The organism is Microbacterium natoriense, from assembly GCF_030816295.1.
GTDB classification, from domain to species: domain Bacteria; phylum Actinomycetota; class Actinomycetes; order Actinomycetales; family Microbacteriaceae; genus Microbacterium; species Microbacterium natoriense_A.
On record NZ_JAUSXV010000001.1, the window covers coordinates 1,349,193 to 1,373,316 of the forward strand.

The 24,124-nt window shown below is 64.7% G+C and carries 24 protein-coding genes and 1 pseudogene; 13 read left to right on the forward strand and 12 right to left on the reverse strand.

The annotated features are described in order from the left end of the window. Positions 1-5: 5 nt before the first annotated feature. The 5 genes from QFZ53_RS06190 to QFZ53_RS06210 form a co-directional block, all read right to left on the reverse strand. Complete coding sequence (locus tag QFZ53_RS06190) at positions 6-536, reverse strand: hypothetical protein (RefSeq protein ID WP_307294632.1); 531 nt, start codon at positions 534-536, stop codon at positions 6-8. Positions 537-617: 81 nt separating this feature from the next. Continuing rightward, positions 618-2,210, reverse strand: coding sequence for an SPFH domain-containing protein (locus tag QFZ53_RS06195; protein ID WP_307294633.1), 1,593 nt, complete (start codon positions 2,208-2,210; stop codon positions 618-620). Positions 2,211-2,367: 157 nt separating this feature from the next. After that, positions 2,368-3,714, reverse strand: a complete 1,347-nt coding sequence (locus QFZ53_RS06200; RefSeq protein WP_307294634.1) for an HNH endonuclease signature motif containing protein — start codon at positions 3,712-3,714, stop codon at positions 2,368-2,370. An 87-nt stretch (positions 3,715-3,801) separates the two neighbouring features. Then, positions 3,802-4,233, reverse strand: coding sequence for a MarR family winged helix-turn-helix transcriptional regulator (locus QFZ53_RS06205; protein WP_292905980.1), 432 nt, complete (start codon positions 4,231-4,233; stop codon positions 3,802-3,804). 115 nt (positions 4,234-4,348) lie between these two features. Beyond that, positions 4,349-4,744, reverse strand: a complete 396-nt coding sequence (locus QFZ53_RS06210) for a VOC family protein (RefSeq protein ID WP_307294637.1) — start codon at positions 4,742-4,744, stop codon at positions 4,349-4,351. Positions 4,745-4,813: 69 nt separating this feature from the next. Here QFZ53_RS06210 and QFZ53_RS06215 point away from each other — a divergent pair, with 69 nt between their 5' ends. Continuing rightward, the gene (locus tag QFZ53_RS06215; protein WP_307294638.1) at positions 4,814-5,572 is read left to right on the forward strand and encodes a TetR/AcrR family transcriptional regulator; all 759 of its coding nucleotides are present in this window, start codon (positions 4,814-4,816) and stop codon (positions 5,570-5,572) included. A gap of 212 nt (positions 5,573-5,784) precedes the next feature. Here QFZ53_RS06215 and QFZ53_RS06220 read toward each other — a convergent pair whose 3' ends face one another. Both QFZ53_RS06220 and QFZ53_RS06225 read right to left on the reverse strand, forming a co-directional pair. Continuing rightward, complete coding sequence (locus tag QFZ53_RS06220; RefSeq protein ID WP_307294640.1) at positions 5,785-6,486, reverse strand: Pr6Pr family membrane protein; 702 nt, start codon at positions 6,484-6,486, stop codon at positions 5,785-5,787. Beyond that, entirely contained in the window at positions 6,483-7,889 is a 1,407-nt protein-coding gene (locus tag QFZ53_RS06225) for an SGNH/GDSL hydrolase family protein (protein ID WP_307294641.1), read from the reverse strand. The genes QFZ53_RS06220 and QFZ53_RS06225 overlap by 4 nt, the downstream gene beginning before the upstream one ends. 18 nt (positions 7,890-7,907) lie before the next feature. On the opposite strand from QFZ53_RS06225, the gene QFZ53_RS06230 reads away from it, so the two are divergent. Continuing rightward, positions 7,908-8,609: an MgtC/SapB family protein gene (locus QFZ53_RS06230; protein ID WP_307294643.1), complete on the forward strand. Its 702-nt coding sequence runs from the start codon at positions 7,908-7,910 to the stop codon at positions 8,607-8,609. Here the strand turns inward: QFZ53_RS06230 and QFZ53_RS06235 are convergent. After that, a complete protein-coding gene (locus tag QFZ53_RS06235; RefSeq protein WP_307294644.1) occupies positions 8,606-9,229 on the reverse strand; it encodes a TetR family transcriptional regulator in 624 nt (207 codons plus the stop codon). The two genes, QFZ53_RS06230 and QFZ53_RS06235, sit on opposite strands and share 4 nt — an antisense overlap. 179 nt (positions 9,230-9,408) lie before the next feature. Between QFZ53_RS06235 and QFZ53_RS06240 the strand changes: the two genes are divergently transcribed. The 7 genes and pseudogenes from QFZ53_RS06240 (at position 9,409) to QFZ53_RS06270 (ending at position 16,551) form a co-directional block, all read left to right on the forward strand. Further along, complete coding sequence (locus tag QFZ53_RS06240; RefSeq protein WP_307294646.1) at positions 9,409-10,944, forward strand: ABC transporter substrate-binding protein; 1,536 nt, start codon at positions 9,409-9,411, stop codon at positions 10,942-10,944. Beyond that, the gene (locus QFZ53_RS06245) at positions 10,941-11,891 is read left to right on the forward strand and encodes an ABC transporter permease (protein ID WP_307294648.1); all 951 of its coding nucleotides are present in this window, start codon (positions 10,941-10,943) and stop codon (positions 11,889-11,891) included. The genes QFZ53_RS06240 and QFZ53_RS06245 overlap by 4 nt, the downstream gene beginning before the upstream one ends. Then, a complete protein-coding gene (locus QFZ53_RS06250; protein ID WP_307294650.1) occupies positions 11,878-12,732 on the forward strand; it encodes an ABC transporter permease in 855 nt (284 codons plus the stop codon). The genes QFZ53_RS06245 and QFZ53_RS06250 overlap by 14 nt, the downstream gene beginning before the upstream one ends. After that, positions 12,729-13,571: an ABC transporter ATP-binding protein gene (locus QFZ53_RS06255; RefSeq protein WP_307294653.1), complete on the forward strand. Its 843-nt coding sequence runs from the start codon at positions 12,729-12,731 to the stop codon at positions 13,569-13,571. Before QFZ53_RS06250 ends, QFZ53_RS06255 begins: the two co-directional genes overlap by 4 nt. Beyond that, entirely contained in the window at positions 13,568-14,365 is a 798-nt protein-coding gene (locus QFZ53_RS06260; RefSeq protein WP_307294655.1) for an ABC transporter ATP-binding protein, read from the forward strand. The genes QFZ53_RS06255 and QFZ53_RS06260 overlap by 4 nt, the downstream gene beginning before the upstream one ends. A gap of 10 nt (positions 14,366-14,375) precedes the next feature. After that, positions 14,376-15,740: pseudogene (locus tag QFZ53_RS06265) on the forward strand (glycoside hydrolase family 1 protein); the annotation flags it as partial. Between the two features lie 58 nt (positions 15,741-15,798). After that, positions 15,799-16,551 carry a tyrosine-protein phosphatase gene (locus QFZ53_RS06270; protein ID WP_307294657.1) on the forward strand — a complete coding sequence of 251 codons (753 nt, stop codon included), beginning with the start codon at positions 15,799-15,801 and terminating at the stop codon, positions 16,549-16,551. A gap of 51 nt (positions 16,552-16,602) precedes the next feature. Here QFZ53_RS06270 and QFZ53_RS06275 read toward each other — a convergent pair whose 3' ends face one another. Genes QFZ53_RS06275 through QFZ53_RS06285 form a run of 3 tightly spaced genes read right to left on the reverse strand, consistent with a single transcriptional unit; the run spans position 16,603 to position 18,714 of the window. Next, positions 16,603-17,523 carry an alpha/beta hydrolase gene (locus tag QFZ53_RS06275; protein WP_307294658.1) on the reverse strand — a complete coding sequence of 307 codons (921 nt, stop codon included), beginning with the start codon at positions 17,521-17,523 and terminating at the stop codon, positions 16,603-16,605. 41 nt (positions 17,524-17,564) lie between these two features. Next, positions 17,565-18,089: an HAD domain-containing protein gene (locus QFZ53_RS06280; protein ID WP_307294660.1), complete on the reverse strand. Its 525-nt coding sequence runs from the start codon at positions 18,087-18,089 to the stop codon at positions 17,565-17,567. Between the two features lie 22 nt (positions 18,090-18,111). Next, positions 18,112-18,714 carry a hypothetical protein gene (locus QFZ53_RS06285; RefSeq protein ID WP_307294662.1) on the reverse strand — a complete coding sequence of 201 codons (603 nt, stop codon included), beginning with the start codon at positions 18,712-18,714 and terminating at the stop codon, positions 18,112-18,114. 215 nt (positions 18,715-18,929) lie between these two features. Here QFZ53_RS06285 and QFZ53_RS06290 point away from each other — a divergent pair, with 215 nt between their 5' ends. From QFZ53_RS06290 to QFZ53_RS06305, 4 genes are all read left to right on the forward strand, one after another. Further along, positions 18,930-19,244, forward strand: coding sequence for a hypothetical protein (locus QFZ53_RS06290; RefSeq protein WP_307294663.1), 315 nt, complete (start codon positions 18,930-18,932; stop codon positions 19,242-19,244). A 75-nt stretch (positions 19,245-19,319) separates the two neighbouring features. Continuing rightward, complete coding sequence (locus QFZ53_RS06295; RefSeq protein ID WP_307294665.1) at positions 19,320-21,344, forward strand: GNAT family N-acetyltransferase; 2,025 nt, start codon at positions 19,320-19,322, stop codon at positions 21,342-21,344. Beyond that, positions 21,329-21,781, forward strand: coding sequence for an ASCH domain-containing protein (locus QFZ53_RS06300; protein ID WP_307294666.1), 453 nt, complete (start codon positions 21,329-21,331; stop codon positions 21,779-21,781). The genes QFZ53_RS06295 and QFZ53_RS06300 overlap by 16 nt, the downstream gene beginning before the upstream one ends. Positions 21,782-21,827: 46 nt before the next feature. After that, complete coding sequence (locus QFZ53_RS06305) at positions 21,828-22,817, forward strand: hypothetical protein (RefSeq protein WP_307294668.1); 990 nt, start codon at positions 21,828-21,830, stop codon at positions 22,815-22,817. 229 nt (positions 22,818-23,046) lie between these two features. Here QFZ53_RS06305 and QFZ53_RS06310 read toward each other — a convergent pair whose 3' ends face one another. Further along, entirely contained in the window at positions 23,047-24,030 is a 984-nt protein-coding gene (locus QFZ53_RS06310) for a helix-turn-helix transcriptional regulator (RefSeq protein ID WP_307294670.1), read from the reverse strand. Positions 24,031-24,124 lie beyond the last annotated feature (94 nt).

Sequence of the window (24,124 nt, forward strand, 5' to 3'; positions counted from 1 at the left end):
CAGCACTAGAGGTTGATGGCGATCAGCGTGACGACGACGACCAGGATCACGACGGCCACGCCGCCCCCGCATCCGATGGCGATGAGCGGGCCGTAGCCGAGACGGGAGACCTGTGCTCCCGAGTTCCGCGCGGCGACGATGAACTCGGGTCCGCCCCCGGTGTTCCACGCGCTGGCGGCTGCGGCCTGGTTCACGCCTCGCCCGACGTCGACTCCTGCCCCGAAGACCGGCTTGTCGAGCACGCTGGCTGCGGTTCCCGCCACGCCGTAGCCGATCGCGCGGCCCACGGCGCGCGGCTTCGCGAGGATCGGGTAGCTCTGTCCGCGGACCACGAGAGTGATGCGCTGAGCGGCCGACTTCACGGTGACCTCCGTCGCGGGCACGCTGAAGTACTGCGTCCATCCGGCCGGAGAGCCGACCCAGAGCGTGACGAAGCCGTTGCTGACCTCCGCCTGTGCGGGGTACCAGTTTCCGGTGGCGTTGTCGCCGAGAGATCCTGCGAACACGGCGTACGGCGGCTGAATCGGCATCGTCATGGCTCGAGTCTACGAAACCGGCAGAGCCGGCGAGCACGAGGAAGGCCGCCCCGCGTGGATGCGGGACGGCCCTCCTGGTCGTCACTCTGCGGTGGGGGCCGCGGGCGGCGGGGGTGTGGTCGGCTTCGGGTGGCGGACCACCGGGGCAGACGCGGATGCTGTGGCCATGCTCTCGCCGATGCCGCGGCCGACGGCCTGGCCCTGGATGATCGAGGCGAGGTCGACTCCCGTGGCTGCGCTGACGCTGTCGAACACCGACTTCAGCGCCTTGGCGCTGTCGGCGCCGACGAGGTCGGAGGCGCCGTCGCCGGATCCGCCGATGATCGACACGTTGCCGATCGTCGAGTAGCCCTTGGCGAACTCAGCCATGATCGACGGCAGCACGTCGAGCACGCGCTGGGAGAGGAACGCGTCCTGGTTGGAGGCGATGGCCTTGGCTTCTGCCTCGACCGCAGCTGCGCGTGCCTCACCTTCGGCGCGGATCGCGTCGGCCTCGGCGTTGGCGCGCAGACGCCGTGCCTCTGCTTCGGCCTCGGCCTGGGAGCGGAGTGCGTTGGCTTCACCGGTCGCGCGGGCGACTGCGGCTGCGGCCTCACCGTTCGCCTTGGCCTTGTCGGCCTCGGCCTGCTGCTCGGCGATGCGTGTGCGGGCCTCAGCCTGCTTGACCTGCTCGATTGCCGCGGCCTCTGCCGCCCTCTCTCGCGTGTAGAGTTCGGCCTGGGCGCGAGTCTCCGCTTCGTACCGCTGCGCGTCGGCGACACGCTTGACGTCGGCGTCGAGCTGGGCCTGCTTGTTCTCGGCCTGTTGCTGCAGAACCGCCTGCTGAGTCTGCTCGCGGGCGAGGTTCTCGGCCTGCTCGGCCTCGGCGCGTGCGCGACCGATTCCGGCGTTGGCGTTGGCGGTGTTGGTGTCGAGAGCGGTCTGCTCGACGAGGTTGGCTTCCTGGTTCGCGATGTTCTTCTGGTTGATCGCGCGGTCGGCGTTCGTCTGCGAGATCTCGGCGGACTGACGCTTCGCCTGGATCTCGGGGGCGCCGAGGGACTGGATGTATCCGACCTTGTCGGTGATCCCCTTGATCTGGAACGAGTCGAGGATGAGACCCTGCTCGGCGAGCTCCTGCGAGACGTCGGCGGCGATCTGGTCGGAGAACTTCTTGCGCTCGCGCATGAGTTCGACGACCGACAGGGTGGCGACGATGCCTCGAAGCGCTCCTTCGAGCTGCTCGGTGGTGAACTGCTCGATCGCCTTGTCCTGCGAGGCGAAGCGCTCTGCAGCTCGGCGCACGAGGATCGGGTCGGACCCGATCTTGACGATCGCGACGCCGTCGACGTTGAGGGTGACGCTGTCGAGCGACTGCGCCTCGGCGTTCAGCGAGACCTGACGCGAGCGCAGCGAGATGATCTCGTGGCGCTGGGTGATCGGGTTGACGAGCGACTTGCCGTTCACGATCACCGTGACGGGAGACTCTTCGGTCTCGCCGCGGCTGGTGCCGTCTGCGGCGACGACGGTGCGCTGCACCTTCTGCTTGCGACCCGAGATGACGAGGGCCTCGTCGGCGCGGGCGACCTTGATCCAGCTGCGTGCGAACAGCAGCAGGATGAGAAGGACGACGATCGCGACGACGATCGCGATCCCGACGATGACGAGAGTGCCGATTGCTCCGGCGATCTCCATGGATGACCTCCCTGGTTCCCCCCGAGGGGGCGGTCGAGTGTGCTGCGCGGTCGCGCAGACGTACAGGCTCCACCCTGCCAGATCCGATGCATCGCTGCATGGGCACTGCTGCCCACCGGATGAGTTCGGCCCGCCGAGGGCCCGCCGCCGCCCGGCTTCACGCCGCGAGGGTGTACCGGGCAAGCCCTCCGAGTCGCGGCGTGCGCGCCGGATCGACATAGGGCGGAGGGATGAACCACACTCTGGAGGCGGCGCCGGCTCCGTCGATGCGGATCTCCCATCCGTTGTCGTGGATGCGATGGTGGCAGCTCTCGCACAACAGCACCCCGTTGCTCAGATCGGTCGGGCCGGCATCCCGTTGCCACCAGGCGATGTGGTGAGCCTTCGTCATCTCTGGCGGCAGACCGCACATCGCGCATCCTCCGTCGCGTTCGGCGAGAGCCATGCGCTGCGCTTTCGTGAACAGCCGCTTCTCGCGACCCCAGTCGAGGATCTCGCCGGCGGAGTCGAGGACGCAGGGGATGACGCCTCCCGAAGCGGCCATCCGTCGGACGGCCGCGATGCTGATCGGGCGGTCGGCGCCGTCGACAGTGCCGGAACCCGTGCCGGCCATCAGGTCTTCGAGGTTCACACGCACGACGACCGTCGCCCCGGCGAGGGCGGGCGCGCGGTTGTCGCATCCGAGCGTGTGAGCGCAGATCGAGCTCAGCGCGTCGGCCTGCAGCATCGCGACCGAGCGGTGATCGGCGTCAGGGGCATCGGGGTCGACAGCGTCTTTGCGTGCACCGAAGGCGGAGGAGACCCACCCGGTGATGGCCGCGCGGATCGGCGCTGCCGACTCGATGTCGAAGACCGCGTTGAGGTGCAGGGCTCCGTCGCGCTCGAACATCGTCAGCGACCGCCGCGCTCGTGCCTCGGCATCGCGTGGCGCCACGCCGTCGGGATCGAGCCATGCTTCCGCGCGGGCGATCAGCTTGCGGACGTCATCCAGAGACAGAGAGCCGGCCTTGTCGACGAGGAGTCGCTCGGCCTCGTCGATGCGAGAGATGTCGCTCGTGAGTCGCGCCCGGTCGAGCAGCGCGATGATGAGCGCTGCCGCGGTCGTGTGGAGCCCGCCGGCGGCGATCGCCTTCTGAATGGCGGGGTACTTCGCGGGCAGCCGCTCGCCCAGCAGGTCGCGGCGTGGCGCGGTCGCCTCGCCGACTTTCACCAGTCGGGTGGCGTCTCCGGCAGACGTGCCGCTGGTCGTCGCGATCAGCTGGGCGGCACCGCGGAACCCCTGCTGCTTCGCGAGCGACTCGGGGCCGAGCTCGGGCCGGGATTCGCGCGCGATGCCCGCCGCGATCTCGACGTGAAGTGCGTCGATGAGCCGACGCATCGCGCCGAGCGCGTCATTGGCCTCCACGAGCTGCGCGCGGGTGAAATCCTCTGTCTCACCGGCATCCGACCACAGTGAATCGAGGCGGGCGACCGCCTCGTGCAGTGGAGTGAGGTGCGAGGACATGCATCCAGCGTACGCTCGAGCAGAGCGACTATTCGAATGTAGTTTCGAATATGTGGAAACTACTTACATCGCCTTTCGCGAAGATCATCACGAATGGTTGCGCAGCTTCTCCGTGAGGTCGCGCAGTGTTCGCAGCTCCTCGTCGTCGAGGTGCGACATGCGCTCGGCGATCGAGCGGCCGTGCACGGTGGCGAGTGTGCGGAAGGCCCGCGCGCCGGCATCCGTCGCTCTGACCAGGGCACCGCGACCGTCTTCGGGATCAGGGCATTTCGCGATGAGGCCGCGAGAGACCATGCGGTCGATCAGGCGGGAGACGCTGGGCTGGCTGATCAGCATGTTGCTGGTGACGTCACGGAGCCGCGCAGTCATGCCGGGGGAGCGCGTCGCCGTGAGCAGGACGTCGTACTCTGCCTGCGAGAGGTGGGCGTCGTCGAAGTCCTTCACCATCTCGTCGAACAGCTCGTGCTGCGCGCGGAAGAGGCTCTCCCACGCCTCGAGGGCGAGCTTGCGATCGGTCATGGAGAACAGCGTACTGGCACTCGCGGACACCGCGCGGGCGGTCGCCGCGACGTCCCTCGGGTCGGGTTCGGGGGTGGTCGGCGGGGCCGGCGGGAAGGCCGCCGGCCCCGGATGATCAGCCCTGGTCGTGCGCGGTCGTCATCCACTGCACGAGTTGGTAGATCACGCCGTTGGGGTCGCGCATCTGGAAGTAGCGCTCGCCCCACGGCTCGGTCTCGATAGGGGTCGCGATGTCGACGCCCTGCGCCTGCAGGCGGCTGTACTCGGTGTCGATGTCATCCACTGTGAACACGACGAGCAGGCCGGATGCGGCGCCTGCCTGCGACTGCGGCTTGAAGCTCGCCAGTCCCGTCCGCAGGTAGATCAGGTTGATTCCGGCGTCCGCGCGGGTCAGCGAACTGAACCCGTCGGCGGCCATGGCGATGGTGAAGCCGAGGTGCTGCTCAACCCATCGGCTGGACGCTTCGACATCGGGGACGTTGAGGGAGACGGCGGATGCGATGATGTTCATGGCTCTCCTTGCTATTCTGTACGACGTACAATGTAATGCGTACAACGCAACTGTGACAAGATCATTCCCGTGAGCTCCGAACGCACCGGATCCGGCGAGCCCAGCAGAACCCTCGCGCTGCTGTGGGGTGAGCCGCTCGCGCCGCGTAAAGGGCCCGCTCGATCGATCACCGTGACGCAGATCGTCCACGCCGCCCTCTCGATCGCCGACGAGAGCGGACTGGGCGCCGTCACCATGAGGGCGGTCGCCGAGCGGGTCGGGGTGTCGACCATGTCGGTGTACACCTACGTTCCCGGCAAGCCGGAACTGCTCGATCTCATGGTCGATGCGCTGTACCTCGGGATGGAGCGGATGCCGTGGCGCGACGAGCGTTGGCGGGATCGTGCCGTGGCTGTGGCCGAGAGCAACCGCTCGCTGCTGGAAACCCATCCGTGGATGACAGAGGTTGCGGCGCTCAGTCGTCCTCCGCTCGGGCCGGGAGTGATGGTGAAGTACGAGCACGAACTCGCGGCATTCGACGACGCGGGTCTCGATGACGTCGACGTCGATGCCGCGTTGACGTTCCTTATCGGTTTCGTGCAGTCGCACTGCCGCGCGGCGCACGATGCCGAACGCGCGACGACCGACACGGCGATGAGCGATGCGCAATGGTGGGAGGCGAATCAGCCGATCCTCGCGCGGGCTTTCGATCCGGAGGTCTATCCGCGGGCGGTGCGCATCGGTGCAGCGGCAGGGGAGGCGCAAGGGGCCGCGTGGTCTGCTGATGGCGCGTGGGAGTTCGGTCTCGAACGGGTCCTCGACGGGCTCGCGGCGCTGATCGAGCGCTGAATCAGCGGATGCTGTCCGGTCGAGGGGTCCGTCGACGGCACAAGTAAAGGGCCGGTCGGAGAGGCTCCCGACCGGCCCTTGTCCCTTGCACCAAGAGTGTCCTGCAATCACATGAGGTGGATGCCACAGCAAACATTCACCGTGCGATCACTCTATAACGGCGCGGTAACGAATGCAACGGTTTGGTCACGGAAGATTGCTGCCATCGGACGTCAACTCCGCCTTCGCCACGCCCACACCATGCCCATGCTCACTATGAGGAGCAGCGCGGCGATCCCGACGAGGTAGCCTGCGACTCCGAAGTATCCGCCGGGGGTGGTGTGAGGGTTGAGGAACGGGAGCGGGTACCAATACGGATCTCCCGTGACCGGCGAGACGACTGTGTTGGCCCGCAGCATGCTGAAGACGGCGAAGACGATAGGGAACACGACCACCGCCCAGGCCTCGCGCAATGAGAGGGAGCGACGTTTCGGGGCGAGGATGACGTCGATCAGCACCAGCAGGGGGATGACGATGTGCATCACCTCGTTCGACCACGGCACGGCGGCGGCCTCGGTCAGAGGGTTGCTGCGAAGCAGCAGGTTGTAGATGATTCCGGTCAGGATCATGTAGGTGGAGACGCACAGGAGGGACACGGCGAGCCAGCGCGGTTCGCGCGCCGCGCCTCGGCCCTTTGTGAGCGCCCAGATGCCGGCGGCTGCGAACGTCATTGCCGTCCAGAAGTTCGACTGGACGGTGAAGAAGCTGAAGTAGTTCGTCACGATCGTGGGGATGTGTGATCCCCACGGGGTGGTGGCCTCCTTTGCCAGGTCGATGTTGACGAGCAGTTGATTTCCGATGGCGACGAAGCCGAGGGTCGCTATCGCAAGCCGAAGGTACGGCCACCAGGAAGTCGTCTGTTCGGCGCGGGTCACGCTGGACGCTCCGAGTTCGGGGCCGGGGTAGTCAAAGTGCTGCCCCATTCTTCAGCGAGGGTGCACGCTTTGTCGGCGAAGCGTTGCGCGATGAGGTCAAGGCCGTTCTGATCAGGGTGCAGGCGGTCGTACAGCATGTCGACATCGTCGATGCCGAACAGTTCGCGCCCGTCGAGCAGGTGCAGGCGATCGTCGTCGCGGCTGACCGTCACCTGCTCGAGGATCTCGCGAGTGCGTGAAAGCGTGAGGGCGCCGGTATCGCGCTCGACCGTGCGATTCGCCGCACGTGCCATGCCCTCAGGATCTCGGGTCACCGGCCCGGGGGAGTCTTCGTGGATCGGGCACGCGACGGCAGTGATCAGGACGATGGGCGTGGTCGGCTGGCCTTCGCGGATGGTGTCGAGGAACGCGTGAACGGCTGGACGGAACGTGCGCTCGCGCATGCTGTCCGAATTGATCAGGTTGATGCCGACTTTCAGCGTGATGAGATCGGCAGGACTGTCCCTTATCATCCGTGCCATGAAGCCGTCGAGCTGAGCGTTTCCCGCGTACGAGAGGTTCTGCAGGTTCCAGCCCAGGCGGATCGCAGCCGCAACAGGCCAGGTGCGAGTCGCGGTGAGCGCGTTCATCCCATGACTGATCGAGCTGCCGTAGTGGGTCCAGCGAATTCCCTGGGCCTGTGCGGGTGTGATGTTCTCTGTCGCCTGCAGCGAGATCAACCTGATTCGTGCGTTGTGAGGAAGGAAGATCTCCACAGGACCGTTGCCCGCCGTCGAGATGTCAATCGTCTCCGGCTCACGAAGCTGCGTCTCGACGATCTGCGTATCGGCGCCGAAGAAGATCACGCTGGGAGCCGAGAGGGGGGCGAGGATCTCGGTGCCGTCCTGTCGCACGGCGAGAGTGACGGGTGTCGGCTCGGTTCCGACGAGTGCGGCCGTCGTAGCTGCAGCAGTGAGAGTCACGAAAGACGAGTCCGTCTCGAAGCGAACGATCACACCCGCGGGGCATGCCTCGGCGAGACTGAAAAGCGGATCTTCAAACTGCGCACGCGCCCAGGCAGGCACGCGATGCGCTTCCACGCCGCCAGCCGTATGCGCTTCGAGGCTCGCTGCGCCGTGGACCAGCGCCTCCCATTCGACTCCCGATACGATCACACTCTTTGTCCGTTCTCCGCGCGCGTCAGGCTGGGCCTCACCGGAATCGTTCCCGGTCTGCTTTGGCAGTGTAGCGCCAGAATTGGCGAAAGTGGCACTAGTGCCACTAATGTTCGAAAAGCGTTCACTGATCCGGCCCGTGTTGGCCGCCGAACCACCGGCATCGGACAGGCGTCGAGTCGGGGGGATGAACGCATCGAGTATTCGCGTGCACTGTCGGACGTCGGAATCGGCATCCAGCCAGGACATCGTAGAAAGGACTTGGCGATGCAATGGTTCTCACCCACGTTGGCCACCCAGCTGGCGACGCTTGCGCTCGCTTTCGTGCTGTGCACGATCATCGGCTATGAGCGGCAGCGGCGCCAGAAGAGCGCGGGACTACGCACTCACGCGCTGGTCGGTATGGGGTCGGCGCTGTTCACCATCGTGTCGGCGTACGGGTTCGACCCTGCCTTGAACGCAGACGGGCGGCTGGATCCCTCCCGCATCGCGGCGCAGATCGTCTCGGGAATCGGCTTCCTCGGTGGTGGAGTGATCTTCGTCAAGCGGGGTTCGGTCAGTGGGTTGACCACCGCCGCCTCCATCTGGATCAGCGCGGCGGTGGGGATGGCGTGCGGGGCGGGAATGCCGACGGTCGCCATCTTCGCGACCGTGCTCGATCTGCTGGCGATGTACGTGCTCACCATCTGGGGCCGGCGTGTTTCGCTGGCTCGCGACGACGAGGGCATCGTTGCCGTCGTGTATCGGGGCGGACGGGGCATCCTTCGTGTCCTGTTGGAACAGGCGGCGGCGTCGGGCTACGACGTACGACTGGAGAGCTCTCAGGACGTCACGAAGTCGGACGGGAAGCCGCGCGTCGAGGTGCGCATTCGCGTCGTAGGCAGAGGGAAGTCAATCGAGCCGCTCCTCGAGCGCATCATGGGTATGCGGGGTGTGGCGTCCGTGCGCACCGTCGCAGAAGAAGATTAGGCCTTCTTGTCGTCGAAACTGCGCTCAAGCGCGCGTACGGCCTCGCGCCACGGGCTCGCGTCGAGCGACAGATTGAGAGTCTCGCCGCTCTCGAGGTGTTCGATCGTCATGATCTGCAGGAGGCCGCCGACGAGTTCCGGCAGATAAGGCACAGCTGCGTGCTCCGGATGCTGGCGTACGACGTCCGTCACCATCTGTGCGACGAGCGCAACCTGAAGGCGGTAGAACTCGGCCACCGACGGCTCGTGCAAGAGCTCTGCGCGAATCTTGCGTCTGCGGAGCGTCGCTTCGTCCGGAGTCCGCGACGTGCGCGCGCTGCGATTCTCGAGTGCCATGAATAGTGCGCGCACCGGCGGTGTTCCCGACTCGAGCAGTGGTTCCATGTCGGCCCCGAGGTGGGGAAGAACGCCACCATCGAACAGCACGGCTTCTTTGCAGAGGAAGTAACGGAAGAAGGTGCGACGCCCGACCGAGGCGAGGGCGGTGATGTCATCGATGGTGGTGCCATGAAATCCCCGCGTCTCGAACAGATCCAGCGCGGCGCGCCGGATCTCCTCACGCGTGCGGTCCTTCTGTTCGGCACGCGTGGGTCGGCTCTTCGTCTTGGCATTCGTCTTCATGAGCTTGTTCCGTTCGTAAGTGTATCGATATGGATACACCAGGTAGCGAAAGTGGCACTAGTGCCACTAGTGTTCAGATTGCGTTCATCGAATGGAAAGTGGCACCGGTGCCATCATTCACCTTACGTCGACAATGTCGTTGATGTGGCCGCCCGGCCACCGGATCAGAAGGACACCCCATGCCTCGCAGAGTGACCCGCGCTCTCATCGCAGCCACCGTCATCGGTGTGCTCGCACTCACAGCATGCAGCACCCCAGCCAGCCCCGGAACGGGTTCGGGCGATGCTGGCACACCCACAAAGGGAGGTGAGCTCGTCGTCGGCCTTGACCGAGAGCTTCCCTCCCTCGACCCACTGGCAGGCACGATTTCCGCTGCCCCCGCTTTGATGCTCGCGGAGGCGCTGTACCCGCCTCTGATGATCGCGGGCGAAGCGGGAACGGTCGCTCCCGGGCTGGCCGAGTCGTTCACTCCCGACGACACGGCGAAGACCTGGACCCTCAAGATCCCCGCCGACCTGACGTTCTCCGACGGGTCTCCTCTCACCACTGAGTCGATTCAGGCCCACGTCAAACGGCTCTCCGACCCGGCGAACGGTTCATCGGCGGCAGGCCAGGCGCGACAGATCGCCGGCATGGAGATCGTCGACGATACGACGATGGTGTTCACCCTCGCGATCGCCAACGCAGACTTCGCATCCCTCTTTCAGCGCTCGCTCGGCATGATCGCCTCCACCACGGCGAAGGACGCGTTTGGATTCCCGCTGGGAGCGGGCCCCTACGTCGTCGACGACTTCGTTGCCGGAGACTCGGTGACCGTCGCCCGGAACGAGAAGTACTGGGGCAAGCCCGCGAACCTGGACACGATCGTGTTCAAAATGATGCCCGACGCCGATTCGCGCTTCCAGAGCCTGCAGTCCGGTGACCTCGGCATCATGGTGAGCGAGACGGCGAACCAGTTCAAGCAGGCTCGTGAAGATGACAAGCTTGCCGTACACGCCGGTGCAATCTCCGTCACGTCGCTCCTTCTGAACCTCACCTCCCCGAAGTTCCAGGACCCTGAGATCCGCCGGGCTCTGGCTCAGGCGATCGATCGCGATGCCCTCAACGCGGTCGTCAACCTCGGAGAAGGCAAGCCCGTCGACAGCCCCTACAGCCTGCTGGGCGAGAGCGCCCCGACGGTCGACTATCCGAAGTACGACCCCAAGGCAGCTGAAAAGGTTCTCAAGGATGCCGACCTCAGCTTCACACTGACGGTGTCGAGCCTGCCCAGTGCTCTTCAGCGCGCGACCGCGCTGAAGGACATGTTCGCCAAGGTCGGCGTCGACGTGACGATCGCTCCGGTCGATGCCGCGTCCTTCACCGGAGTCATGGCCTCCAAGCAGTTCGAGGCCGCCGACTTCGTGACCTCGATCTTCAGCGACGCTTCCGGTGCGGCGCTGGTCTTCTCCACTGGTGCCCCGTACAACCTCACCGGCTACAGCAACAAGTCGGTGGATGCCGGACTCGCTGCAATCGCCTCAGAGACCGACCCCGCTGAACGGGCGAAGAGCTATGAAGACGTCTCCGCGATCCTCGCCGAAGATCTTCCGGCCCTGTGGATGACCGCGAGCAACTTCGGCTACATCTCGTCGGCAGATCTGGTGGGCGTCCGTGACATGACGGGATTGACGTTCATCTCCATCGACCCTGCTGAGATCGGCTGGGCCGGCAAGTGAAGCTCGCCTGGTTGTCGCGTGCGGGACGTTCGCTCCTGGTTCTGATCGTCATCGCCGCTCTCACCTGCCAGCTCGCGTTCCTTCTGCCCGGCGACCCGGCGCTCATCCTCCTCGGTCAGGAATCCACCGAGGCCCAGCGTGCTGCTCTGCGCAGCGCGCTGGGCCTCGACCAGGACTTCTTCACGAGGTTCCTGAGTTGGGCGGGAGGCGTCGTGACCGGAGACTGGGGAACCTCGTTCACTTCCGACCGGCCTGTGCTGACGGAGATCATCGAGCGGGTGCCGGCCACGGCCGAGCTCGTCATCCTCAGTCAGATCATCGCTCTTGCAGTGACGATCCCCCTCGCCCTGCACAGCGCTCGAACACCGGGCGGGACTCTGGACCGCTTCGTGTCGGGAGGGACGTTCCTCGTCGTCGCGATCCCGTCGTTCGTCGTCGGCGTCCTGCTCATCTACATCTTCGCCGTTCAGCTCGGCTGGTTCCCGGCCTCGGGGTATGTCCCACTCGTCGAAGACCCGTTGGACAACCTGTATCGGATGGTGTTGCCCGTGCTCACCCTCGCAATCGCGGAATCGGCCGTGTACCTCCGCACTCTACGCGGGTCGGCCGTCGACGCCCTGCGCTCTCCGTTCGCGTATGCGTCGCTGGTACGAGGAGCGACAGACACGCAGCTGCTGTGGCGGCGCATCCTGCGCCCCGCCGCACCGACTCTGACGGCCCTCGTCGGCATCAACGTCGCCGTCGCACTCGGCGGCACCCTGCTCGTGGAGAGCCTTTTCGCGATTCCCGGGCTCGGGAGGCTGACCATCGCCGCACTCGGCGCTCGCGATCTTCCACTGATTCAGGGTCTGGTGCTGTTCGCAGCAACCATCATCGTCATCTTCGGCATCCTCGCGGACATCGCCGTGAACCGTATCGACCCGAGGAGCTCTCGTGGTATCGCCTGACCTCGCGGCACCCACCGCCGCGATTCGCTCGCCTCGGTCCGCCCTCCGAGTGCCCCGAATAGGCTTCCTTCTCTCCACCGGGTGGCTCATCGCCCTGTTCATCGCCGCAGTGGCCTTCGTGCTGGGAGCCGGAGCGGATCCGCTCGCGAACGACTACGCAGCCCTGAGCCAGCCGCCGAGCTGGGCGCATCTGTTCGGCACGGACAACCTGGGGCGAGATGTGCTGGCACGCTCACTCCACGGTGCAGGAGCAAGCGCGACCGTCGCACTCGCGACAGTCGTCGTGGGCGGCGGGATCGGCATCCTCCTCGGCGTGTGGGCCGGCCTCATGCGTGGGGTGGTGGAGACGATCATCGGCTTCTTCACCGACGTCGCGATCGCCCTCCCTGGACTGATCGTCATCTCGACCATCGTCACACTCACAGGTCCCAGCCTTCCCACCATCGCCCTCACGATCGCAGGCTTCTCCATCCCGGTCTTCGCGCGACTGAGCCGGGCATCGACGCTTGCGGTCGCGACGGAGAACCACGTCGTCGTCGCACGCACCCTCGGGGCCAGCGGATGGCGCATCGTCACTCGAGAGGTGCTGCCCAGCGTGCTGCCGCGCATGACCCCGTTCCTGATGATCTCCGTCGCAGGATCGATCGTCGCCGAAGGCGCCCTCAGCTTCCTCGGCTTCGGACTTCGCCCTCCGCAGCCGTCCTGGGGAAGCCTGATCGCTGACGGACGCGCGCAACTCGCCGATGCGCCGTGGGTGGCGCTGTTCCCCGCACTGCTGCTGTGCCTGACCATCCTTTCCATCAACGTGCTCGGTGAGCACTTCAGGGAGGCGAAGCGATGAACCCCGTCCTTCACGTGGAGAACCTCACCACCATTGCAACCCGTCGCGGTGTGGACAACACCGTGGTCGACGGAGTGAACCTGTCGCTTCCCGCCGGCGGATCACTCGCGATCGTCGGAGAATCGGGGGCCGGCAAGTCGATGCTCATCCGATCGATCCTCGGCATCCACCCCCCAGGCGTATCGATGCGTGTGAGCGGCCGAGTGATGTTGGACGGGCACGACATGCTGTCTCTTCGAGGGCGAGCTCATCGACGGGCACTCGCCCGCAGCGTCGGTATGGTCCACCAAGACCCTCTCCGTTCACTCAACCCCACTTTCCGGGTCGGGACACAGCTCACTGAGGCGTTGTCCTTCGCCGGGTCCGGAGGAGGACGGCGGGGCCGAACCGCGCGGGCGATCGACGCGATGCGCGAGGTCGGGTTCCGCAGCCCCGACGTCGAGTCCCGCCGGTACCCGCACGAACTCTCCGGAGGGCAGCGCCAGCGCATCGGCATCTCCGCTGCCACCCTCACCGAGCCGGCTCTGCTCATCGGTGACGAGCCCACCACGGCGCTGGACGTCATCGTGCAGAAGCGTGTGCTCGATCTCATGGATGAGATGCGCGAGCGCACCGGCGCCAGCCTTCTGCTGGTGACGCACGATCTGGGAGTGGCCGCCGAGCGGTGCGATGAGATCGTCGTGATGCGCGCCGGCAAGATCGTCGAAGCAGGACGGACAACGACGATGCTCTCGGCGCCGACGCATCCGTACACGAGAAGCCTGCTCGAAAGCATCCCTCGCCTCGACGGCCCTCGGCCGCACCGTCTGCCCACTCCCGCGGAAGGAGCGCTGTCATGAGCGCCGACATTCTCAGCATCCGAGATCTTGTGGTTGGATACGGCGACAAGATCGTCTTGGACGGGGTCAGCCTGACTGTCCCCGCGCGCGGATGCGTCGGGCTCGTCGGCGAGTCCGGTTCCGGCAAGTCCACTCTCGCCAGAACAATCCTCGGGCTGCAGAGCCCACGATCCGGCGCTGTCGACATCGTCGGCGTCGGAGGTGACCCCAAGCATCCAGTGCAGATGGTGTTCCAGGACCCGATCTCCTCGCTCGCACCGCATCGCGCGACGATCGACATCGTCGCCGAACCGTTGACCATCCGCGGAATCGGCACGAAACGGCAGCGCCGAGAGCGGGCACGCGAGCTACTGGACCGGGTGGGTTTGGACCCGACACGATTCGCGGACGCGCGACCGACCACCCTTTCCGGTGGACAAGCCCAGCGCGTGGCGATCGCGCGAGCGCTTGTCGCCGAGCCCGCGCTCCTGCTCTGCGACGAGCCGGTCTCCTCTCTCGATGTCTCCGTGCAGGCCCGGGTGCTGAACCTCCTCGCCGATCTGCGCGAAGAGGCGGGGCTCAGCATGCTGTTCATCTCGCACGACCTCGCCGTCGTGCGGATGATCGCCGATTCCGTCTCGGTCTTGAGCGAAGGGCGGATCGTCGAAAGCGGCGAGACCGAACAGGTGATCGCCCACCCTCAGCACGACTACACCCGCCAGCTGCTCGACGCAGCACCACGCCTGCCGCGGATGGCGACCCCAGCGCCATCCGCGGCACCCTCCACCATGCCGGCGACTCCGCCGGCCGCATGAAAGAAGATCGATGACGCACACATTCCCCGAAGGATTCGTCTGGGGCACCGCGACCGCCGCCTACCAGGTGGAAGGAGCATGGGACGCCGACGGCAAGGTGCCGTCGGTGTGGGACACCGCCATGCACACCTGGCTGAAGACTCCCGACGGTACCTCCGGTGACACGGCGATCGATCAGTACCACCGCCTCGACGGTGATCTCGATATCCTCCAGAAGCTTGGCGCGGGTGCTCACCGCTTCTCCGTGTCGTGGCCGCGGATCATCACCGACGCCAAGGGCACGATCAACCAGGCTGGGCTCGACTACTACGAGCGGATGGTCGACGGGCTTCTCGCACGTGGCATCGCACCGGCCCTGAATCTCTACCATTGGGATACTCCGCAATGGCTCGAAGATCTCGGCGGGATGATGGAACGCGACTTCGCCGAGTGGCTCGCCGACCTCGCAACCGTCGTGGGTGCGCGTCTCGGCGACCGGGTCGGCCGGTGGTTCACGATGAACGAACCCAGCCACCCATCGCTCGGCGGCTATGTCGCCGGGTTCCTACCGCCCGCACGCAAGGAGGGCTCGGCAGGCCTTGTTACGGTGCACAACCTTCTGCTCGGGCACGGCCGCTCGATCCAGGCGCTGCGCGCAGCCGGCGTCAAGGGCGAGATCGGCACGATCTTGAGCCAGAGCGGTGTGGCCCCCGCTACGTCGCACCCCGATGACGTTCGCGCTGCCGAACGCGCAGAGCACTTCGAAGGCGGACTCTTCCTCAATCCGATGCTAGGCCGCGGGCACCTACCGGAGATGGCCGCCACTCTCGGCGACCTCATCCGCGATGGTGACGAAGAGATCATCGCTCAGCCGATGGACGTGCTGGGACTGAACTGGTACTCGCTGTACAGCGCTGCTTCTGTCGAGCGCGCTGCCGCGCACCTCGCCGATCTTCCTCCACGCGGTGCGATGTTCGCCGGTCTCGCCCCGGCGACAGCTGGTCTGGGGTTCGCCGTGGTACCTGCCCCGGGGCTGCCGTGGGGCGGCGCACACAGGCAGCTCACGCCCGGGGGGCTCCGCCATGCGCTCGACTGGGTCGCCCAGACCTACCCCGATCACCCTGACATCGTCATCACCGAGAACGGTGTCGGATATCCGGAAACCGCGGATGCTGCGGGATTCGTGCAGGATGACGACCGGATCCGGTACCTCGGCTGGGCTCTCGAAGAGCTGAGCGACGCGATCGCCGACGGCGCCCGAGTTCGCGGGTACCACGTGTGGACGAGCTTCGACAACTTCCAGTGGATGGCCGGCTTCGCGCAGCGTTTCGGGCTGGTCCACGTCGACCCGCACACGCAGGCTCGCACCCCCAAGGCATCGTTCGGATGGTTGGCGGAGGCAGTGCGAACGGGAACGGTGCCACCCGTGCCGGTCGAGGGTGTCGCCGGCGATCATGCTGACGTCGAGATCCCCCGGGGTGCGAAACGCGCGGGGTCTTGGCGGGTTGCGTACCGTCGACGGGCGCACGCTCAAGGACGGGATGGTGTACCGCAGCGCGAGCCTGCACCGGCTCGACGACGCCGGTCGGCAAGCGTTGGCTGCACTCGACATCACTACAGTTCTCGACCTTCGAGGCGACGATGAAGTGCGCCGTGCGCCGGATCTTGTCGGCGAAGCGCGAGTTGTTCACCTTCCCCTGCACAGCCCGCGAAACACGGACGCCGGCGCTGCTATCGGTGCGGCAGCCGACGCGGGGATCGGCTACACGCTACGGAACGTCTATGCGGAGATCGTGAAGGAACGAGGTCCTGCGCTTGTGACAGGCATTCGAGAAGTGGCTTCCGCCAACGGGGCGGTGCTTGCTCACTGCACCGCAGGGAAGGACCGCACCGGTGTGTTCATCGCCATCCTGCTCGCGGCGCTCGGCGTGCGCGACGACGACATCATCCGCACATACGCGGAGTCCGCTGAGCGACTCGGCGACGGATTCCTCGCTGAAGTCGTCGATGTGCTCCGGGGAGATGCATCGGCCAATACGGCCCTTCCCGACAGCGTGATCGAGGAGATGCTGTCATCGCCCGCCGCCTATATCGAGGAGGTGCTTGCGAACATCCGACATGATCACGGCACGGTCGCCGCGTACCTGCTCGCCAATGGCCTCGCCAATGATGAACTTCGGCAGATCAGAGAGAAACTCCTCACCTGAGATCCGATCGAAGGGTGGCCCTGGGCGTCCCGCTCAGGGCCACTCGCTGTATCAGCCGCGCTCCCGCCGGACCCCGGTTGAGTCCCGCATTGTGTCGACAATGCGTGCTGCGAACCTTTCGATCGCCGCGGCCGCGGCAGGATCTTCTGGGATATTGAGGAACCCGTGCTGCGAGCCGATTTCGGTATGCAGCTCGACATCGACGCCAGCCTCGCGAAGAGTGTCGGCGAAGGCTTCACCGGACACGCGTAGCTCGTCGACATCCGCATTGATCATGATGACTGGTGGAAACCCTTCGAGATCGTCTGCGCTAGCCGTTCCCGGCACGGCGAAGATGTCTGCGCCGGAGAGCGACGCTCCGAGGTAGTTCTCGTACATCGCACGGACGGCGTCCGGGCCGAATCGATCGGCGTCGGGGTTCCGGTCCAACGCTGCACGAAGAGCCGCATCTGGTGCAGGCTGAACGGAGTGCAGGGTCGGATAGGAGAGTGCGACTAGCGCTGGGCGTGTGCGTTCATTGTGGACAAGGCGGAGGCTTGCACCGGCTGCGAGATTTCCGCCAGCGCTCGCGCCCCCGAGAGCCCATTCTCCGGTCGCCAGGCCTGACTCCGAGGCCCAGCGGAACGCATACTCCACCTCGTCGGACGCGACCGGATAATGCACACCACTTCGACCTGAAGAACCCGACCGCGCCGCCCACTCGTTGGGGATCGGCGCAAGTCGATACTCGACGCAGACGACGACGATGCCGTGTTCGGCGAATTGCCTAGCGACCCAGTCGGATTCCGGCATGTCGAGGTCGCCGCTGGCGAACCCACCCCCGTGCACCCAGACAATCCCTGCGCCTCTTCGAGCGTTCGGCAGGTAGACGCGGACGTCGAGGGGGCCGTGGGGTCCCTCGAGCACTCTTTGGCTGACGGTGCTAGGAGCATCGGAAGACGAACTCGCTGCCGGTGCTGGGTCGATGGTCATAGGAATATCCTGTCAGCGATCCGGGTCTCGACCGCGCAAAATCAGGCGCGCTCCTCAGCGTCCGTGCATCGCTGCGAGGACGGCCTCGATCTTGCCGATGTCCTCAAGGTGAGGCCGACGAACTTGTCCGGTTTTACAACGAACGCGGGAGTCTCCGTCATATCCGTAATGCTCCGGGCCGCGCTTTCCTGCGCGCGATCATCGGCCCACACAACCACTGAGGGCTGTGCCGAACGGACATACGAGATCATGCTCTGCATCCGCCAGCCACGCTTCGGCCAGTTCCGCCAAGGAACGTATTGGCCTGCAAGTTTGCCGCGGAGCGGTCCTTCGATGAGCCAGGCGACTTGATCGTGTGGCCAAGTCGTCAGCCAAGCGACTCTGAGATTGGAATGGGTCACGAGACCAGCGAGCCTATCGATCACCTCGTCGTCCACGCTCATCCACGCACGCCATCCTGGCTCGTCCTGATGGAGTGCGTACTCTTCCTCGCGGCGGATCCGTGAGATCGTCCCGTCTACATCAAGGACGAGAAGGGCTTGCCCCGCAACTTCTGCTGATCGCATCGCCGTTAGCCTCCTCAGGCCATTAGAGCGGAGCATCCCAGGTTGTGAGTGTGAGCTCGACGCGTTCTTCCTCCAATTTATCCACTGTGATGCGGGCATAGTTCCCGGACTGAAGGCGGATGCAGACGCGACCATCCAGGCGATGAGGCTCAATAGTGTTCGTAGGGGCGTACCCGGTGGCGACGGCGCAAGTCTCGTAGGCAGCCTCTCCTTCGGGAAGTTGGAGCACGTCGACACCCCACAGCGAAGTGAGGACTCCGTTTGCGAATTGGAGGGTGTCCTTCTGGATCCGATCAGCGCCGTTCCCGAAGTTGGGCAGCGTCGAGTTCAGGTCTATCGAATCGCCGCCGGCTGCCAAAGTTACGGTGCCGATGTTGCGTGCGTCGGGCACCTGCTCGGGCGGGATGCTCGGCGGGAGTGCCGCGATGAGTTCGATGTTCTCGGCGCGGAGGTCCTCGATGATCTCTTCGCGATCGATGAGCAACGCCTCCGCGGACGCTACATCTTGATGGAGCCCGTTGATGGTGGCGTTGAGATGGGCAACGTCTGAGTTCAGATTTGTCACCCATACGCCGAGCGCGATGCTCACGATCGGAGCAACGACGGCTAGCGAGTTCGCGATCACGCCGAGGACGCTGGAGTGTCGACCCAATTGCAGATTTCCGCGCTCGACGCGCAGTGGATTCAAGGACGTTTGAGGCATGAATCGCATACTGGGTCCTGCCACCGACATCGTGACCTACCCGCTGGCCGCCCACGCAGTGATCACTCACGGATAGCGCGTTTGTCGCCTCTCGCATCCACCCGGATGGCGCAAGATGTAAACGGGAGGCGACGACGATGAATCTCTACCTCGTGAGGAACCCTGAAGGCGTACCTGTCTGGGTTGCGTTCGAGAGCGACGAGAAGCACCTATATACGTACGTGCAAAATACTGGAAAGTTCCATCTGAACGCCGGGCTCCACGAGGACTTCTACTTCGATCACACGATGAGGTACGAACCAGTCGATCAGCAGGCGGCGGAGGCGGCGATCCTGAGTGGGGTCGGTCGCCGCGACGAACGCGCGTTCGTCCACATCATCGAGCGTTACCGCCGGGATCTGGAGGCCCTCTCGCCAGAAACAGTGTTCGGGCATACCCTCAACCGATCGTGACGGTAGAGGGGGCTGCTGCGATGCCGGGCTGTGGCGTTGACAGATCGCGTACAACCAGCCCCTACGCTAGGCGCTATGGCGCGGGTTCAGATATTCGCCTGGAGCGCTGACCGCTCGCAGGCCGATTCTGAGTATTCTCGCGTGCTGGAACTGCACCGAGATCATCGCTCCACGCTGGGGCATCTGCCCTATGCGGCGTTCGAAGAGGCTCGGTCCCGGGGTCGGTTGATTGTGGGCAGCGTTGATGGCACGGTGCAGGGATATGTGCTGTACAGCACGCCTCGACAGCAGACTCTGAAGCTCGTCCACGTCTGCGTCGGAGAGGCTGCCCGCGGTACTGGTCTCGCAAAGAAAATGGTCCATGCAGCGATCACGGCGAATCCAGATCGTGCACTAATCACGGCGCATTGCCGGTCAGACTACGAGATCGATGGGTTTTGGCATTCGCTTGACATGGCGCCGACGGGTGAGCGCCCGGGCAGGGCGGCGAAGGGCTCGGTGCTCACGATTTGGATGAGGAAGATCGGGCAGTTCGACCTGCTGGAGAGTGCGCTTTACGAGTCATCTCGACCGATCGCTGTCCTTGATTCGAACGTTGTGATCGATCTGTACGTCTCAGATCAGATGGATCGCCCGGATCGTGAAGAATCCAAGGGACTTGCGGCGGACTGGCTAGTTGACGTCGTTGACCTCGCCGTTTCGCCCGAGGTGTCTTTTGAGGTGAACCATCTTGAGCCTGCGTCCGAACGGCAACGTGTACAGCGCAACCTCAGCGGACTGGTTGCTTTGCGGCGTCAAGACGGCATGCGGTCCCTCGCGTCGGACATCCTCCGAAGAATGCCGGCCGAGCTCACTGCACGAGACCGCAGCCTTCGTAGCGACGCCAAGCATCTGGCGGATGCGGTGCTCGCCGGGGCTGACTACTTCGTGACGCGGGACGAGACCTTCCTCGCCGCGACCGCGAGCTGGTCACGCGAAGAGTACGCGATCGATGTTCTCCGACCAGTTGATCTTCTTAGGACATTCATTCCGCCGTCCGCCCCAACGGAGTTCCGCTCAGGACAACTCGAGTCGGTCGGGCTTCGCTGGGAAGAAGTGACGGCATCATCCTCTGGTCTCGAGGAGGTGTTCGTCGAAGTTCACAAAGGCGAAAAAGGCAAGCAGTTCCGGAAACGGCTTCATGCCGTTCTTGCGAGACCTGCTAGTGCGAGGATCGACCTGCTGGTTGACGAGCGAGGGCGGAAACGTGCCCTGCTCTCGGCCGAGGTCCGCGGTGACGTGCTGTCGGTTGCGGTGATCCGCGTCGCGCGGGGATCACTCGGCGGCACCATCGCGTTTCAGCTCACACGATACCTTCGGGCGTTGGCATTGGAACGAGGCGCGACGGCCGTCGAGGTCGTCGACGACGTGGTCGATGAAGTGCTTCGAGCCGCCCTGGTCGCAGATGGCTTCGAGGGGGCGCCCCTCGCGGTGAAACTAGGTCGTCACCCTCGCGCGGCCCAGACTGAGTCGCTAGAGACCCCAGGCGCGGTCGCTGACTACGAGCGAAAGAACTGGCCCCAGATCGTGCTCGACAAAGCTGTTCCAGTGCGCATCGTGCCTATTCAACCGCGGTATGCGCGCGAGCTCCTCGGGTTCAATGACACGCTGATCCAGCTGCGCGAACGCCCTGCGCTGGGGCTCGCCCGCGAGTTCGTCTACTTCGCTGCACCGAAGATGAGACACTGGGACATCCCGACTCGCGTGCTTTGGTACGTGACCAAAGATCCCAGGGCGCGAGAGAGTAGCGCCGTCCGAGCTGTGGTGGCACACTCCCGCGTACTCGATGCTGAAGTACTGGACGTCCAGGACGCGGCTGAGAAGTATCGATCACTCGGCGTCCTGCACCGAGGCGAGATCCAAGGTCATGCGATTGACGGAAAGGTGCTTGTGCTGAGGTTCGAAGACACGCAGGTGCTTGACCAGCCCGTCGGCAAGCGCTCGTTCGACGCGCTGCTCCGCAAGCACGGAACCACGACGTCGCTACTCACAACACGTACCGGCGCTCCCGGTCTTTTCGACGACCTCATCCGCACACAGCCAGGATGGGAAGCCAGATGAAAAGGGCGCTGCTCATCTCAGTGAAACCACGGTACGCGCGCGCGATTCTCGAAGGACGAAAAACCGTCGAAGTGCGACGGCGATTCCCAGAGGTGCCACCCGGCACCACAGTCGTTCTGTACTCCAGCTCCCCCGAGAGAGCGGTTCTGGGCACTGTGCGCCTCAAACAAACAAGCACAGTTCCTTCCGACCGCGTCTGGGAGATGCACTCCGACGCGATCGGCATCGCCGAAGACGCGCTCGGCGAGTACCTTGATGGCGCCGAAGCCTCCACTCTGCTTGAAGTGGAGGACCCACAAACGTGGGCACGGCCTGTCTCGTTGGCGTCCTTGCGGACTCTCCTTGGCCTTGAGCCGCCTCAGAGCTTCCGCTATCTCGATGCGGATCAGGTGGCTCTGATCGCGACCAGCGGAGCAGAGAGCCTACCGGCGTCCTAGTACGCGTGCGTGGCCAGTGTCGATGCAAGCTGAGAGACTTTCCCTTATGACCTTTCGCACCGCTGATGGCGCAAGCTATGAGGGACGTGACGAATCAGGGAATGAGACGTTTCGCGTCTCTATACCGTCTGACGAGCACGGCTACTTCGGACGCGAGTGCCCAGTATGCCAGCAGATCTTCAGGATGCATCTAGACGACTACAAGGCGCTTCCCGACGATCTGATCCTGACCTGTCCGTACTGCGGACATCAAGAGGAGCACACAAGCTTCGTGACCTCGCAGCAGCAAGAACGCGTGATGCGCGTTGCTCAGGACGCCGCGATGCAACTCATATCCGAGGCTCTCGGAGGTCTCGGACGATCGGGTCGAAGCAACAAGTTCGTGAAGATCACCTACAGGTCGATGCCCTTCTATCCACAGCCTCTCCCAGATATCGACGAGGAGCAGCTTGTCAGGGAGCGAACGTGCGTGACGTGCGGTATCCGCTATGCCGTCTTTGGCGAGCACTCCTTCTGCCCCGTCAGCGGAGCTCTCGATGCAGGCGAGGTCGCCCGCGATGCGCTGGGAGCGGAAGCCTCGAAGCTGAGCGCGCTCGACAGCATTCCCGGCCCCCAACGAGCCGCCTTGAGAGAGCAAGGAGTGTTCGACCGTATTGCAGTCGACACGCTCAGCAGAGTCGTGGGCGTCGTTGAGCGATTGGCGCGGGCTGAGTTCGAACGCCGCGTCGAACCTGCGGGTCAAATCCTAAAAGGAAAAGGCAACGTCTTTCAGAGGCTGGATGACCTGGCCGACCTCTACTCCGCTCACCTGGATATCGATCCGCGACTCGTTCCAGATGTCGACTGGGTTCTCCTCACGAAGCTTTGGGCAACACGTCACGCACACGTGCACGCCGGCGGGCTTGTCGATACGAAGTATCTGCAAATCGTGAACTACTCATCGCTGAAGGTGGGTCAGCGCATCGTCGTGACCGCAGACGACGCCAGAAACGCAATCCGACAGGCGATGATCCTCTGCTCTATCTTGGCTGGGTAGGACGCCTCGGATCTCGCCTGACCGAAACACCGAGACACGCTTCGTCGCAGATTCTGACAACTCGGGTGAGACAAGTCAGCGGCGGGTCGCGCTAGAGATTTCGCGTGATTCCGGTGATCGTTCGTCTCATCTCATGACAGGTCTCGTGAGATCGGACAGGTCTGCTGTCCCGTCGGAAGCGGAGATCTCTCACTTCGGTGTCAATCCGTTCGCGAACGTGGCGAGCGTCTCACGCGAGTCGCGCATACGGTGACGGGTCTCTGAGGTGAGCGGCGAGCCGCTCGATAGCGCCCGCGAGCTCGGCTGGCTCGATGACAGTCACCGGAGCGGTGAGTGCTATCTCTGCAACCGTCATCGCGAGCCGTCCGAGATCTTCGCTGCGGATTCCGACGACGCAATGCTCTGCCTGCGCCTCTTCCACAGTGTGGTCGGCCCACTGAAGCACGCCCTCGACTTCGGTGAAAGGTGTGTGGATGACGAGGGTCGCATCGTGATGGCGCCGCGTGCGGCCGATCGAGTTCGCGACGAACTCGGCCGCGTCTCCGCCCGGAACCTCACGGGGCGTGAAATGACTGCCGACCGGCCGCGGCTCCCGGATCCGGTCCAGTCGGAACGTTCTCCAATCGCGACGGTCTCCATCCCACGCGACGAGATACCACCGTCGTCCGGCTGTGACGAGCTGGTGCGGCTCGACGTTCCGCCTGCTGCTTTCACCGTCGCTTCGCAGGTAGTCGAACCGCACGTGCTCATGGTCGCGACAGGCCGCAGCGAACACACTCAGCGACTCCGGATGGATGACGTTGTCATCCACTGTCCGACGCAGTGAGGCGACACTCGAATGCAGCGCCGACACGCGGCGGCGCAGCCGATGAGGCAGGAGCGCTTCGATCTTCGCCAGCGCCCGCAGCGACGTCTCCTCGATCCCGCTGACGGCTGCTTCGGCCGCGTAGCGCAATCCGATGGACACCGCGACGGCCTCTTCGTCGTCGAGGATCAATGGAGGCACGTGCGCTCCCGCCGCGAGCCGGTAGCCGCCGTACCTCCCCGAAGTGGAATCGACCGGATAACCGAGATCGCGTAGGCGGTCGAGGTCTCGGCGCACCGTTCGCTCGGCCACCCCGAGCCGAGCCGCAAGTTCCGCACAGGGCCAGAAGCGGTGAGTCTGCAGAAGCGACAGCAGTTGCAGAGCTCTGCTCGTGGAATCAGTTCGCATGATCTCAGCTTGCCGAAGATCTAGGACATCCGGTGTCCAGAATGCGTCCTACGTTCGGAGCGCAGCCGATCCGTGACGCGATCTGGCGCCAATC

What these genes read in the sequence shown, in the direction of transcription:
- QFZ53_RS06310 (WP_307294670.1), bottom strand. Translation starts at nt 24,030, where the DNA reads ATGCGAACTGATTCCACGAGCAGAGCTCTGCAACTGCTGTCGCTTCTG.
- QFZ53_RS06230 (WP_307294643.1), top strand. Translation starts at nt 7,908, where the DNA reads ATGCAATGGTTCTCACCCACGTTGGCCACCCAGCTGGCGACGCTTGCG.
- QFZ53_RS06190 (WP_307294632.1), bottom strand. Translation starts at nt 536, where the DNA reads ATGACGATGCCGATTCAGCCGCCGTACGCCGTGTTCGCAGGATCTCTC.
- QFZ53_RS06235 (WP_307294644.1), bottom strand. Translation starts at nt 9,229, where the DNA reads ATGAAGACGAATGCCAAGACGAAGAGCCGACCCACGCGTGCCGAACAG.
- QFZ53_RS06210 (WP_307294637.1), bottom strand. Translation starts at nt 4,744, where the DNA reads ATGAACATCATCGCATCCGCCGTCTCCCTCAACGTCCCCGATGTCGAA.
- QFZ53_RS06195 (WP_307294633.1), bottom strand. Translation starts at nt 2,210, where the DNA reads ATGGAGATCGCCGGAGCAATCGGCACTCTCGTCATCGTCGGGATCGCG.
- QFZ53_RS06300 (WP_307294666.1), top strand. Translation starts at nt 21,329, where the DNA reads ATGGGAAGCCAGATGAAAAGGGCGCTGCTCATCTCAGTGAAACCACGG.
- QFZ53_RS06260 (WP_307294655.1), top strand. Translation starts at nt 13,568, where the DNA reads ATGAGCGCCGACATTCTCAGCATCCGAGATCTTGTGGTTGGATACGGC.
- QFZ53_RS06255 (WP_307294653.1), top strand. Translation starts at nt 12,729, where the DNA reads ATGAACCCCGTCCTTCACGTGGAGAACCTCACCACCATTGCAACCCGT.
- QFZ53_RS06240 (WP_307294646.1), top strand. Translation starts at nt 9,409, where the DNA reads ATGCCTCGCAGAGTGACCCGCGCTCTCATCGCAGCCACCGTCATCGGT.
- QFZ53_RS06205 (WP_292905980.1), bottom strand. Translation starts at nt 4,233, where the DNA reads ATGACCGATCGCAAGCTCGCCCTCGAGGCGTGGGAGAGCCTCTTCCGC.
- QFZ53_RS06290 (WP_307294663.1), top strand. Translation starts at nt 18,930, where the DNA reads ATGAATCTCTACCTCGTGAGGAACCCTGAAGGCGTACCTGTCTGGGTT.
- QFZ53_RS06305 (WP_307294668.1), top strand. Translation starts at nt 21,828, where the DNA reads ATGACCTTTCGCACCGCTGATGGCGCAAGCTATGAGGGACGTGACGAA.
- QFZ53_RS06295 (WP_307294665.1), top strand. Translation starts at nt 19,320, where the DNA reads ATGGCGCGGGTTCAGATATTCGCCTGGAGCGCTGACCGCTCGCAGGCC.
- QFZ53_RS06270 (WP_307294657.1), top strand. Translation starts at nt 15,799, where the DNA reads ATGCTGACGTCGAGATCCCCCGGGGTGCGAAACGCGCGGGGTCTTGGC.
- QFZ53_RS06280 (WP_307294660.1), bottom strand. Translation starts at nt 18,089, where the DNA reads ATGCGATCAGCAGAAGTTGCGGGGCAAGCCCTTCTCGTCCTTGATGTA.
- QFZ53_RS06200 (WP_307294634.1), bottom strand. Translation starts at nt 3,714, where the DNA reads ATGTCCTCGCACCTCACTCCACTGCACGAGGCGGTCGCCCGCCTCGAT.
- QFZ53_RS06225 (WP_307294641.1), bottom strand. Translation starts at nt 7,889, where the DNA reads ATGTCCTGGCTGGATGCCGATTCCGACGTCCGACAGTGCACGCGAATA.
- QFZ53_RS06275 (WP_307294658.1), bottom strand. Translation starts at nt 17,523, where the DNA reads ATGACCATCGACCCAGCACCGGCAGCGAGTTCGTCTTCCGATGCTCCT.